General features: G+C 64.9%; 12 protein-coding genes. 9 read left to right on the top strand and 3 right to left on the bottom strand.

Features of this window, described 5'->3' with window-relative positions:
• Positions 1-205: 205 nt before the first annotated feature.
• The 4 genes from NCR38_RS32210 (at position 206) to NCR38_RS32195 (ending at position 5,627) form a co-directional block, all read left to right on the top strand.
• Positions 206-1,243, top strand: a complete 1,038-nt coding sequence (locus NCR38_RS32210; protein ID WP_061118466.1) for an amino acid ABC transporter substrate-binding protein — start codon at positions 206-208, stop codon at positions 1,241-1,243.
• Positions 1,244-1,261: 18 nt separating this feature from the next.
• Positions 1,262-2,587 (top strand): SLC13 family permease, encoded by a 1,326-nt coding sequence (locus NCR38_RS32205; RefSeq protein ID WP_250478358.1) that lies wholly within the window; start codon positions 1,262-1,264, stop codon positions 2,585-2,587.
• Positions 2,588-2,607: 20 nt separating this feature from the next.
• On the top strand, positions 2,608-4,359 hold the full coding sequence (locus tag NCR38_RS32200) for a SulP family inorganic anion transporter (protein WP_250478357.1): 1,752 nt from the start codon (positions 2,608-2,610) through the stop codon (positions 4,357-4,359).
• Positions 4,360-4,655: 296 nt separating this feature from the next.
• A complete protein-coding gene (locus NCR38_RS32195; protein ID WP_250478356.1) occupies positions 4,656-5,627 on the top strand; it encodes a hypothetical protein in 972 nt (323 codons plus the stop codon).
• An 8-nt stretch (positions 5,628-5,635) separates the two neighbouring features.
• On the opposite strand, the gene NCR38_RS32190 is transcribed toward NCR38_RS32195, so the two are convergent.
• Both NCR38_RS32190 and NCR38_RS32185 read right to left on the bottom strand, forming a co-directional pair.
• Positions 5,636-6,034, bottom strand: a complete 399-nt coding sequence (locus NCR38_RS32190) for an RT0821/Lpp0805 family surface protein (RefSeq protein ID WP_250478355.1) — start codon at positions 6,032-6,034, stop codon at positions 5,636-5,638.
• Positions 6,035-6,187: 153 nt separating this feature from the next.
• On the bottom strand, positions 6,188-6,502 hold the full coding sequence (locus NCR38_RS32185; protein ID WP_250478354.1) for a hypothetical protein: 315 nt from the start codon (positions 6,500-6,502) through the stop codon (positions 6,188-6,190).
• 464 nt (positions 6,503-6,966) lie between these two features.
• Between NCR38_RS32185 and NCR38_RS34280 the strand changes: the two genes are divergently transcribed.
• Positions 6,967-7,101 (top strand): hypothetical protein, encoded by a 135-nt coding sequence (locus NCR38_RS34280; RefSeq protein WP_284502485.1) that lies wholly within the window; start codon positions 6,967-6,969, stop codon positions 7,099-7,101.
• Between the two features lie 50 nt (positions 7,102-7,151).
• On the top strand, positions 7,152-8,687 hold the full coding sequence (locus tag NCR38_RS32180) for a hypothetical protein (RefSeq protein WP_250478353.1): 1,536 nt from the start codon (positions 7,152-7,154) through the stop codon (positions 8,685-8,687).
• A 64-nt stretch (positions 8,688-8,751) separates the two neighbouring features.
• Here the strand turns inward: NCR38_RS32180 and NCR38_RS32175 are convergent, their stop codons facing one another.
• Positions 8,752-9,369 carry a YceI family protein gene (locus NCR38_RS32175; RefSeq protein ID WP_061118460.1) on the bottom strand — a complete coding sequence of 206 codons (618 nt, stop codon included), beginning with the start codon at positions 9,367-9,369 and terminating at the stop codon, positions 8,752-8,754.
• Between the two features lie 200 nt (positions 9,370-9,569).
• Here NCR38_RS32175 and NCR38_RS32170 point away from each other — a divergent pair, with 200 nt between their 5' ends.
• The 3 genes from NCR38_RS32170 to NCR38_RS32160 are packed head-to-tail and all read left to right on the top strand — an operon-like array spanning position 9,570 to position 12,719.
• Positions 9,570-10,454, top strand: coding sequence for a FecR domain-containing protein (locus tag NCR38_RS32170; RefSeq protein WP_250478352.1), 885 nt, complete (start codon positions 9,570-9,572; stop codon positions 10,452-10,454).
• Positions 10,451-11,329 (top strand): DUF3365 domain-containing protein, encoded by an 879-nt coding sequence (locus tag NCR38_RS32165; RefSeq protein ID WP_250478351.1) that lies wholly within the window; start codon positions 10,451-10,453, stop codon positions 11,327-11,329. Before NCR38_RS32170 ends, NCR38_RS32165 begins: the two co-directional genes overlap by 4 nt.
• Before the next feature lies 1 nt (position 11,330).
• Entirely contained in the window at positions 11,331-12,719 is a 1,389-nt protein-coding gene (locus NCR38_RS32160; RefSeq protein ID WP_250478350.1) for a serine/threonine-protein kinase, read from the top strand.
• Positions 12,720-12,745 lie beyond the last annotated feature (26 nt).

Raw genomic sequence — 12,745 nt, 5'->3', positions numbered from 1 at the left:
GCGAAGATCGACGCGACGCGCTTCATGCCATTGCCTCGAATACGGGGAAACAACCGCTTGAACTGGACCAGTTTTCGTCTACAACCTAATCTGACACGTGTCCCGTCGGACCGGGCAGAGACAGGAAACAGCAGACGCTCTGCCGCTACGAGCACGAACCACGTGACAAGACGCCGTGAACGGGAGTCTTCATATCGAGAAGACGATGCGCAACTCTGCGGTGACATTCATCGCGATCGTAGGCGCCGCGCTGCTCGCGCTGCTGACATCGTCGGTCCCCGCCTTCGCGGCGGGATCGGTCACGCTCGCGCAGGTCGAGGCGCGAGGCGTACTGCGATGCGGCGTCAGCGACGGCATCGCAGGCTTTTCTCAACAGGATGCGTCCGGGCACTGGTCCGGCATCGACGCGGATTTCTGCCGGGCGGTGGCCGCCGCGACGCTCGGCGATGCGAACAAGGTCGCCTTCGTCCCGCTCAGGACGTCCGCCCGCTTTCCGGCACTCCGAACAGGCCGCATCGATGTGCTCGCGCGCAACACGACATGGACCCTGCTGCGCGAAGGCACGCTCGGCGTTCAATTCGCGGGCGTGCTGTTTTACGACGCGCAGGCCTTCATGGTGCCGACGGCGAGCGGCATTCGCACGCTCGCATCGCTCAAAGGGGCGACCATCTGCGTTCAGCGCGAGACGACCAGCGAAACCAATCTCGTCATCTACTCGAATGCGAACGCGCTCGATCTGAAGCCGCTGGTAGTCGGCTCTGCGGCGGAACTCGAGCAGGCCTTCACCGCCGGGCGTTGTCGCGCCGTGACGGCCGACGTCTCCTTGCTGGCCACGCTGCGCAGCCGCGCGCCCGGCGGTGCGTCGGCGTTGACGATCCTGTCGGAACGAATCTCGAAGCAGCCGCACGCGCCGGCCGTGCGCCGCGACGATGAGGCGTGGCTCGTCATCGTGCGCTGGGTGCTCTTCACGCTGATCGCCGCGGAAGAACTCGGCGTGACGCGTCAGAACCAGGCCGAGCGCGTCCGCGATCCGCTCGTCGCGCGCGCGCTCGTTCCGGACGCGAGCGTGACCGCAACGCTGGGCATCGCACCTGGCTGGACGCTTCGCGCGCTGAAGAGCGCTGGCAACTACGGAGAAATGTTCGACCGCAATCTCGGCACCGGAAGCCCGATCAAACTCGAGCGCGGTCCGAACGAAATTTTCCGGCGCGGCGGCCTGATGTACGCGCCGCCGATGCAATGACGCCTGCGCGAGCCCATCATGAGCGACTGGCAAATCTACCTCGTCGTCGGCGTGTTTTCGGTGGTCATACTCGTGATCGCCTTCGATCTGATCGACATGGCCGTCGCCGCGCTCGTCGGCACGAGTGTGCTGATCGCGCTCGGCATCATCGGCGAGCAGGATCTGCTTGCGACCGCCCGAACCGCGGCGGGACCGATAAGCCTGCTGTTCGGCGGCATGATCGTCGCGCGAATCCTGGCGACCACGGGCCTGTTCGATCTCGTCGGCGACTACTATCTCAGGGCCACGGGCGGTAGCGGCAAGCGCTTTCTGCTCCTGCTGATCGTGATCGTCGCGCCGCTGTGCGCGCTGCTTCCCAATGCGACGACGGTGATCCTCCTCGCTCCGATCATCATTCGCGTTGCCCGCGCGCTCGACATCGACATCGTGCCGCCGATGATCCTGACCGCCCTCCTCAGCAATGCCGCCGGTCTGCTGACGCTCGTCGGCGATCCGGCGACCTTCCTCGTCGGCAGTTCGATCGAGTATCTGCGGCGCGCGAGCCTCGGCGGCGTGCTTGCGATCGCCGTGGTCATTCCGTTGCTGCCCGTGCTGATGCGCGGGATCTGGCGAACCGTCGCGCCCCTGCCGCCCCGCGTCGCGCGGGCGAAACTGAAGCGGCCGGTCTACGCCGCGCTGGCGGTCGCGGTGCTCGCGCTCATGATGGTGCTCTTCGTGTTCGGCGAGGAACTGCCCACGCGCATCGTGCCGCCCGTCGTCGCGGTGATCGCGAGCGCGCTCGCGCTGCTCGTCGCGTATGCGTTCAAGGTCGAGCCCACCGATCGCGTGCTGCGCGATGTCGACTGGAAGACGCTGCTCTTTCTCACCTGCATCTTCTGTCTCGTGCAGGGCATGGCGAAGACGGGGCTGCTGCAGGTGATGTCGCTCAAGCTGTACGAGGTGTTCGGCACGCGCCTCACGCTCGTCGCGCTCGCGATGATCTGCGGCATCGGCCTGCTTTCCTCGCTGCTCGCCAATGTGCCGGTCGCGGCCGCGTCCATCCTGATGGTCAAGGGCTATCTCGTCACGGCCGAGTTCGTTCCGGAGTCAGCCATGTCGGACCAGTTCACGCAGTGGCCCGCGCCTGTCATTCCCGTTTTCATCGCCATGATGTACGGCGCGACGCTCGGGGGTAACGCGACGCTCGTCGGTTCGGCGGCGAATGTCGTGGCTGCGGGCATCTGCACGCAGGAAGGCGCGCCGATCAGCTTCGGCCGGTTCCTGCGCTATGGCCTTCCGCTCACGGTGTGCCAGCTCGCGGTCACGGCGGCGTATGTCGTCGTGCTCACGCGCTTTCTTCATTGAACGCTTCACGATGCCGATCCATGCCAACTGATCACACGGTCCGGTCGCGGCGGGGCGCCCCCGACGCAGTGCGGCGCTGGACGCGCCATCTGCCGGTCGTCGCGATGTTGAGGGACTATCGCGCAGCGTGGCTGAAGAACGACATCGTCGCCGGTCTCGTGTTGACGACGATGCTCGTGCCCGTCGGCATCGCGTACGCGGAGGCGTCGGGCGTGCCCGGCGTGTGCGGCCTCTACGCGACGATCGTTCCGCTGCTCGCCTACGCGATCTTCGGTCCGAGCCGGATTCTCGTGCTCGGCCCCGATTCGGCGCTCGCCGCGCCCGTCCTCGCGGTCGTCGTGATCGGCAGCGCGGGCGATCCGTCACGCGCCATCGCCGTCGCGGGCATGATGGCGGTCGTCTCGGGCGTCGTGTGCATCGTCTTCGGCTTGCTGAAGCTCGGCTTCGTCACCGAGTTGCTGTCCAAGCCGATTCGCTACGGTTACATGAACGGCATCGCGCTGACGGTGCTGATCAGCCAGTTGCCGAAGCTCTTCGCCATTTCCATCGACGATCAGGGGCCGCTGCGCGATCTGCTGACACTCTCCGAAGCCATCGCCGCCGGGCAAGCCAACTGGACGAGCTTCGCCGTGGGCGCGGGCAGTCTCGTGCTCATTCTGCTGCTCAAGCGCTTCGACAAGGTGCCGGGCATTCTGGTCGCCGTCGTGCTGGCGACCGTGTGCGTCACGGTGTTGCATCTCGACCGCGAAGGCGTGAAGGTGCTCGGCACGATTCCGCAGGGATTGCCCGCGTTTTCGCTGCCGTGGGCGAGCGGCGCCGATTTCTTCCGCATCGTGCTGGGCGGCTGCGCCGTGGCGCTGATCGCGTTTGCGGACACCAGCGTGCTGTCGCGCACCTTCGCGGCGCGCGCCAACATGCGCGTCGATCCGAATCAGGAAATGATCGGGCTGGGCGTTGCCAATCTCGCGACCGGGCTATTCCAGGGCTTTCCGATCAGCAGCAGTTCGTCGCGCACGCCGGTCGCCGAAGCAGCGGGCGCGCGCACGCAAGTGACGGGCATCGTCGGCGCGCTCGCCGTCGCGGCCGTCCTGCTCGCGGCGCCGAATTTGCTGCGGCATCTGCCCAACAGTGCGCTCGCGGCCGTCGTGATCGCGGCGGCGATCGGCCTCTTCGAGTTCGGCGATCTCAAACGCATTTATCGCATCCAGCAGTGGGAGTTCTGGCTTTCCATCTGCTGCTTCGTCGGCGTCGCCGTGTTCGGCGCGATACCGGGCATCTGCATCGCCGTGGCGATCGCGGTGATCGAGTTCCTGTGGGACGGCTGGCGCCCGCACTTCGCGGTGCTCGGCCGGGTGGAAGGATTGCGCGGCTATCACGACCTGAAGCGCTACCCGAACGCGGAACAGATTCCCGGACTGCTGCTGTTTCGCTGGGATGCGCCGCTCTTCTTTGCGAATGCGGAGTTGTTTCAGCAGCGCGTGATCGAGGCGGTGGATCACGCGCCGACGCCCGTGAAGCGCGTCGTCGTCACCGCCGAGCCCGTGACGAGCGTCGACGTGACGTCCGCCGACATGCTGCGCGAGTTGAATCGCGCGTTGAGAGAACGCGGCATCGACCTGCATTTCGCCGAGATGAAAGACCCCGTGCGCGACAAGCTCAGACGCTTCGAGTTGACGTCGGTCTTTCCCGCCGAGCGCTTTCATCCAACCATCGGCAGCGCGGTCGATGCGTATCGCGAGGCCGCGCGTGCGGATCAGGCGTCTTCCTTCTGAGGGTCGTCGAAGCGAATTCCGGGCGTCCGGGGTGCAAGCCGGATGCCTCGGATCGAGACGGTTAAGGATCTAGACGAGACCCGCCGTTCGGCACCGGTGACTGCAGCGCAATGCTGCTTGTCGCCGTCTCGATCGATCTCCGTTCGAACCATTCAATTTCGGACAATTCGTGTTTGCCCATAGCGATCGGTAAGCTAAATTTCCGGCGCGTCGCCGCAGGATTGGGCAACAGCCTGCGCTCACGCGATCAGGTTGCACAACGTCAAACGCACTCAACGTCCACCTGACCGCCGAGCATGCCCATCCTCCCCCGTAGTCGGTTGTACAGCCTTTTGCTGCCCGTACTCTTTCTCGTCGTTACGCCCTCGGTTGTTTATGCGCAGGTTGCATCGCCGGACCGCACGGTCGTCGGCGCCAACGTCAGGAAGTACGCGAATGGCGTGCTTGCGATCATGTCCTATACCGCGGTGCCCGACGTCACGACGAGTTCGCTTTCCATCAACAACGGCACGAGCGGCAATCCGGGCTTCGGCCAGACGCAGTTCGGCGGCGGCTTCACCCTCAGCCGCTCGCTCCCGCTCTATCTCGAAGGCACCGTCGCATACAGCCGGTACGATCCGATCTTCATCGCAACCAGCGGCAATCAGCAACGCCCGGTGCCCGTGAAATGGAACACGGCCAGTTCGACCATCGGCATCGGCTGGGATTTCCCGATCACCGACGAGTTGCGCCTGCGGCCGATCGTCAACGGCATGGTCGGCCGAGTGGCGAGCGATCTGCACGTCGCCGAGACCGTGTTCAACCATGTCGCCAACACCAACCTCCAGTTCCTCGAAGACGGCGCGCTCAATGCGTATGGCGTGGGCGGCTCGCTGATGCTCGACCTGGAGCATTACCGCGAGCACTACGAGGTCGATCTCGAACTTCGCGCGACCGATATCTATTTACGCAGTTTCGGCGGATCGTCGGAAGCCGTGCGGGGATCGGCGACGGCGCAGCAGTTCAGCCTGTGGGGGCGCTGGCGCGCGCCCACAGGCCTTTCCGCGCTCGACCGCCCCGTGCGCTATGTGCTCGAAACCGCGTATTCGCATTACTTCGGCGACAGCGCCGGCGTGCTCGGCTTCAACGATCTGACTTCGCTCGGCGTGGGTCTCGAACTCGACAGCAGCAAGTATCCGGTCGTCATCACGCGCACGCGCGCGATGGCGCGTTACGTCTTCGGCCATAACGTGCGCGGCGTGTCGTTCGGCTTCGCCGTCAGCTTTTGAACGCGCTGTCACTGCCGTTTGATTTTCCATTGGCCGCCGCCTTTCCTGCACGCGGTCGGCGTCCACGATTGCGTCTGCCCTTTTGCGACCGCAACGAGCGTGACCTTACGGCACGTCTCGCTCCCGCTCTTCGCAGTATCGCGAGGCGTGACTGTGCCTTCGATGTGCACCGTATTGCCGGTGCCCGCGTTACTCCACTTGAGCGATTCGCCGTCCTTCTTCGTGTCTAGCGCTTCCTGTGCCGCGCGGTTGAGCGCCTGGCGGTCGGCCGGTCGCATATAGGTGATGGGCGTGTCCTTGAGGAAATTGAGATTCCCGGCGCAGGCGAGGGAGCACGACATCGCCAGTGCAGAAATCGCGGTCCGCCGTGCGAGGCCGCGAACAATACAAGGCAAGCGCGCGCTCATGCTGACTCCTTCCTCGTAAATCGATCCGTTGACGGAGCGGCCTTTGCGTTCGCTTCCTGCGCGCCCCGAACATCGAAATAACGTTGAAAGAGCATACGGTCGATGTTGGACTCTTCGCGTCACCCCGCAACGCCGTTCCGATTCGATCCAGGCTCACTGCTCCGCGTTTTCCCACCCCTGCGAGCTATTGACCCGATCGCTTGGACCGTTCTCGAGGAAATCGTCCTCGAAGCTTCGGCCGATTAATTCGTCGTACTTCGCTGATTCAGTGTCGACGATTGCCCGGAACATTTGTATCAATGCGTTGCCGTCGTGCAGATGCGCCACGATCACGCGCGCGGTACGCAGGGAAACCGATTCCCGCACGGGCGGCGCTTCGCTTCCGTCCTGAAGTTCAAACGCAAAGCGATGAATCTCCTCATGGCCGTCTGGCAACAGGCTATGGCCCCAAATAGTCGCTTTCATCATGCTCCGTCCATAGTTCTCTCGTGCGCAAAGCAAACGGAGTGCCACGCTTAAGCCTGCAATGACAAAGTGGCGCATCGTCAATTAAGAACGGTCGTTCGCAAACCTGCAAAAGCCGTCGGCACCGTATATCAGATGGCTCGCGCACAACGTCTCAGTGCTGCATCGACTGCCACTGCAATACAGGATACGTCGCGTCGGCCGGCATTGCCCACACACCGGACCGGTCGAAGCGATGGAGCCGCTTCCATCTGTCCGGCCCCACCACGGAAAGCGCGCTGCCCGACATCGCAATCGAGCCTCACACGCGAGCGCCTCTTTTATTCCTTCATCCCCCCGAAAATAAATTGTCGATCGCACGCGGAAGAAACGCGCGCACCCCGTTGTTCTGATATCACGGTCGCCGCAACCCGTGGCGATCCGAACGGCGCGTTTTCATCCGCCGAACCGCACGAACAGGGGGAATCATGCACCGCGCAATCTTTATCCTGGACCAGAGCTTTTTCAGTTTCGGCTGCTTCTACCGGGTGGACCTGCGCAGTCGCAGCGGCCGCCTGATCGAAACCCACTACGTGAAGCTCAACGATATCGCGTGGTGCTAGGGCGGCGCGGCGCAGCCAACGATCACATCCGGTTCCGAGGAGACCCATCCATGCCCTACGCTTACGCCAGTTTGCCCGACATCGTTCGCCACGATGAATGGCTGAGAGGAACGTCGTCGCTGCTTCAGGTGCGCAGTGCAGCGTTGAAAGATCTGGACGAGCAGATCCTTCTGTACCAGAGAATCCGAACCGTTCACCGGTTCCACAGCCTTGTGCGCGCCTTCGAGCGCTGGCAGCAGTCGGTCGGTCCCGGCGATGCCTGGAAAACAATCTCCCGCAATGGCGCGAAGTGCTTCACGCTGCTCGACCAGCAACTGCACGGCCAGGGCGACTCCGATGCCGCAGGCGGCGCGCTCGACTTCATGGCGCCCGCGCTCATCAATTCGCGGCTCGGCGTCCTCTATCTCTTCGGCAACATGGAAGTCGAGGACGACACGTTCCAGGTGCTTCTCGAAGGCGCTTTCGAAGTCACCAATGTCGGTCTCGGCTTCGCGCCGGAGGCCAATGTCGCGGCGTCGCGCGCCGCCGAGGTACTGGACAACAGTCTCGTGCAGAAGTCGGCATCGCTCGCACTCGAGCATGTTCAGAAGAAGATAAAGAAGCACAAGGAACCCACGCTCGTGAGTTCGAATCAGCTCACGCTATCCACTGTCACGCTGCCTGCGTTGAGCAGTGCGGCGCGCCGTCTCTACGATGCCATTCGCGCCAAGGTCGAGGAAGGCGCGAAAAAACTCTGGGACATGATCCGCGAGAAAGTCACGGATATTCGCAATGATCCCGGCGGCTTCGCGCTCGATACGATGCCCGCGCTCTTGCGCAAGCTGGTGGACGTGCTGTGCGGCAAGCTGCTCGCCACGCTCGCACCGTTCATCGGCGCGGGCCTCGACATCGCCAAGGGCATCGCGAATACCGTCGACAGCAGCATCACCAAGTATCGCGAATGGGTGCAGGGCCGCGATGTGCAATTGCTCGCGGGACACCCCGGTACCATCGTGGAAGCGATCAGACGCGCGATGAAGCTGAGCATCGGCTCCGGCGTGTACGACCTCGTGAAAGGCGGCGCGAGCCTCGGCTTGCAGTTCGCGAGTCAGGGTGCATCGACCATCGTCGACGCGGTCGTCTCCATCATGGAAACGCTCGCGAAGGTCATCTGGAAGATCGTCGAAATCAAGCGCATCAAGCGGTTCTGCGAGCAGGCGAAGGAGTACTGGGACGCCCGCATGCAGCGCGATGCACTGCATACCCGGCCGATCGCGTTCAACAACTGGTTCAAGCGCTACGCGGTATCGATTCCGGCGCTGTCGGTGCTCGCCCTCAACTCGGGCATTTGCGGCGACAAGATGCACTTTCTCGCGATGTTCAAGGACGACGAGACCATCATCACGCAGGCGGCCTACACGGCGGGCTGCAAATACGTGGATAGCCTCAAGGTCTGGGGATCGAGCTATCTCGGGGATGCGGGTTTCGCGTTCAAGTCGGACGATGCGATGATCAGCGGCCTGCTCACGCTCGCCGCGAACCACGCGCAAGAGCAGACCTGGGACCTGAAACTGCGCAAGGCCGTTCTCGGTTTCCTGAACGCGTAACACCCCGCGATCTTCGACACATCGGACGCCCTCGCGCTCGCGAAGGCGTCCGCCGTTCAGCCGCTCATCTTTGCGGCTCGAGCATCACCGCGAAGCTCACAGGCGCGGAGCCCGCGAGCACATCGAGGTTCATCAGCGCGCGCAGCGCCTCGACCTCGTCTTGCAGGCCATAGTCCTTCAGGTTCACCACGATCGGCAGACGAGTACCGACATAAAGCGCGCCGTTCGCGAGCTTCACGACGCGCAAGCTCGCGCTCAGCGGTCGTGCCACGCCGCTGATCGCGAGCGCGCCGCTCACGTCGATGTCCATGCTCGCGCCCGTATGGAGCGCCTGCACGCGCCGCATATCGACGGCACCGTTGAACACGGCCTTCGGATGATCCGCGACCTTGAACAGCATGTCCTTCAGCCGCTGATTGCGCAGGTCGATGTTCGTTTCGACGCTTGCGAGATCGACATCGAAGACGAGCTTGCCGTCATCGCCGATCGAGCCGTCGATCTGCCTGAACGTCTGCACTTCCGCGAGCGCCGCCGCGCCCGGACGGGCGGCCTTCGTGGTCGTGAAGGAGAACGTGGACTGGCCGCTGTCGACGCGCCACGCCGCCTGGCTCGTTGCGCATGTCAGCGAGGCGGCGAGCGCGAGCGCGCCGGCCACGGCTTGTGAAGCAAGTTTGCTCATCATGGAGATTGCCCTGGTTGAGTGGTTCGAGTGTGCGAAAGCGACGCGCGATCACGAACGGCATCGCGCGGCGGTCTCGTCCTGCCGACAACACCGGGCGGCGCCGATTTGTTCCATCGGCCATAGGGGAAATTCTCTGGAATAGAAGCGGTGTCCCGGCTGTTTTCGTCGCAATCCCTCCATGCTTCGAGGCATCGACAGCGATGAACGTCCGAACCCTTTCTCACGCTCTGCGCTCAGGCTTCGCCGTTGCGTCTCTATGCGCGCTCCAGTGCGCATACGCGGGCCAGCCCGTCCTGCTGCCCGACGGCGCGGTCACGCTGGTCCGCGGCAAGACGGTCGTAAGCGTCGATGCACCCTTCGCTGTGGAGCCCGGCGATCTGCTCGCCACCGATGCCCACGGCGGCGCGCAAATCGAAGACGACGACGGCACGATCGTCGCCCTCGGTGCCGATACGCGCCTCGCCATCGATGCGGCGCCGCACGCCGTTGCGCTCGCGCTGCTGTCGGGCTGGATCAAGATCGCGCGCATTCACGCCGCAGCCGAACCCCTGTCGATCGAGACCGCGGCGCTTCGCGTTGCCCTGCGCGAAGGTTCCGCCGTCCTGCACGCAAGCCGCGATGCGACCTCGCTCTTCATCGAAACCGGAAGCGTGACGCTCGCCCTGCCCGAGCACGCCGAAGCGCGCCAGCCATTCGACGGCGAGCGCTACATCGAGCGTGCGGCCGGCAAGCCGCTCGACGTGCACCCGCGCGCGGCTCAATCGTTCATCGCCGCGATGCCGGTTTCGTTCCGCGATCCGCTCGCGTTCGTCGCCTTCGCGAAAACGAAACCCGACGCGCCGGTGCAAGGCCGTCCGGCGACGTATGCCGACCTCGCCGGCTGGCTCACCGCACCGCTCGATATCCGGCGCACCTTCGTCGCGCGTTTTCGGCCGCTCGCACAGGGCGAGCCGTTTCGCACGCAAGTGCGCCAGAACCTGCGCGATCTTCCCGAATGGCGGCGCGTGCTGTGCCCGCCGCCCGCCATGCCGCGCCGGCGCGCGGTCGCGCCCGTCAACGCGCAATCAACCGAGGTGGAGTCATGAGACTGTCGCTCGCCGTCAAGTTCAATCTGGTGTTTCTCGCGGTGTTCGTCATCGGTTTCGCGTCGGCCGGGTTTGCCGCGCGTGAACTGCTGCGGCGCGCGGCCATCGAGGAAACCGTGCAGAATGCGCGCGTCCTGATGGAAGCCGCGAGCGCGGCGCAGAACTACACCGCGACGCAGGTCACGCCGCTCCTGCAGACGCAGCTCAAATACAGCTTCGTGCCGCAATCGGTGCCGGCGTTCTCGGCGGTCGAAACCCTGATGACGCTGGAGAAGCGTCTCGCGGGATACTCGTATCGTTCGACGATGCTCAATCCGACCAATCCGCGCGACCGTCCTTCGGACTGGGAAGCGGACGTCATCCGGCATCTGCACGACAAGCCCGAGCTGAAGGAAGTCGTCGGTCTGCGCGACACGCCTTCCGGGCAGAACCTGTATATCGCGCGCCCCAACCGCATCAACGATGCCGCGTGCATGGAATGCCACAGCGTGCCCTCGCGCGCGCCGAAGACGCTCATCGACAAATACGGCCCGAACAACGGCTTCAACTGGGCGATGCATGAAGTCATCGGCGCGGACTTCGTGTCGGTGCCGATGGCGCTGCCGGTCGCGCGCAGCGATGCGGTGCTGCGCACCTTTCTCGCCTCGCTGCTCGCGGTGTTCGTGCTGCTGCTGATCGCGCTGAACGTGATGGTGCATCTGCTCGTGACAAGGCGCATCCGGGCGCTCTCGCAAGCCGCCGATCAGGCGAGCCTCGGGCAACTCGACGGCGCGGACTTCACCGAGCGCGGCCGCGACGAGATCGCTTCGCTCGCCGCGTCGTTCGCGCGCATGAAGACGAGCCTCGTCGAAGCATTCAAGATGATCGAGGCATGAGATGACGGGTGCCGCGATGGACCCGCCGCGCATCACGCACCTGGGCAAGTACCGCATCGAGGCGATGCTGGGCGCGGGCGCGATGGGCGTCGTGTATCGCGCGTTCGATCCGCACATCGAGCGGCATGTCGCGCTGAAAACGGTCCGTCACGATCTCTTCGACGGCGGCGAACGCGCGAGCCTCTTGGCGCGCCTGCGCAACGAAGCCCAGGCCGGCGGACGGCTCGCGCATCCGAATATCGTCGGCGTGTACGACTACGGCGAGACCGCGGACACCGCCTTCATCGCCATGGAGCTGGTGAACGGGCAAGGCCTCAAGCAGTTGCTCGACGCGGGCCGTCCGCTCGCACTCGCGACCGCGGTCGACTGGTTCGGCCAGTTGCTCGCCGCGCTCGGCTTCGCGCACGCGCACGGCGTCGTGCATCGCGACATCAAGCCCGCGAACCTGCTCGTCAGCGAGCAAGGGCGGCTCAAGGTCGCGGACTTCGGCGTCGCACACGTCGAATCGTCCACGCTGACGCTGGCGGGCGCGATGATCGGCACGCCATGCTACATGTCGCCTGAGCAGTTCACGGGCGAGTCCGTCGACGGACGCTCCGATCTCTTTTCCGCCGCGATCGTGCTGTATCAGATGCTCACTGGATGCCGGCCTTTCACGGGCGCATCGCAGGCCGAGGTGATGCGGCAGGTCATGCACGAAACGCCGCGCGCGCCGTCCGCCTGCAATCCGGCGCTCACCCCCGCGCTCGACGACGTGCTGATGCGCGCGCTGGCACGACGCCCTGACGCGCGTTTTCAGACCGCCGCCGATTTTCAGCGTGCGCTGGATCACGCGCCCGTCCCGGCCGACGACCGCACGATTCTGGAAGCACGCACGGTGAGTCCCGACGGGCCGCTCGCCTCCGGTTCGGGCGCCTGGCGCGGCGACTCGCTGCCCTCGCTCACGATGTGGCCCGCCGCCATGCTCGCCTCGGTCGAGATGCAACTCGCCGGGCAGATCGGGCCGGTGGCCCGTCTGCTCGTGCGGCGCGCGGCAGCGCCCATCGCCGGCGCGCCGGACCTGCCCGCGCTGGTCGCGCTGCTCGCCCCGCACGTGCCGTCCGACAAGGGCCGCGCGCTGTTCGTCGCGGCCTTCGAGGAAGGCTCCCGCGCGGGCACGACGCATGGCGCCGCGACGTCTTTGGACGCATCGCGCTTTCCGTCGCTCGGCGTGGAAGAGGTACAGGCCGCCGCGTCGAAGCTCGCGGTCTATCTCGGCCCGATCGCGAACATCGTCGCGAAACGCGAGGCCTCGCGCTCAGGCAGCCTCGAAGCGCTGCACGAGCGGCTCGCGGCGGCGATCTCCAACGAACACGACCGCTCGCGCTTCAGGCGCGACGTCGGACTGTAAGCACGCATCCGAAGGAGCTTTCACCG

The organism is Caballeronia sp. INML1, from assembly GCF_023631085.1.
GTDB lineage: Bacteria > Pseudomonadota > Gammaproteobacteria > Burkholderiales > Burkholderiaceae > Caballeronia > Caballeronia turbans.
This window is presented reverse-complemented; position numbering and strand designations above follow the sequence as displayed.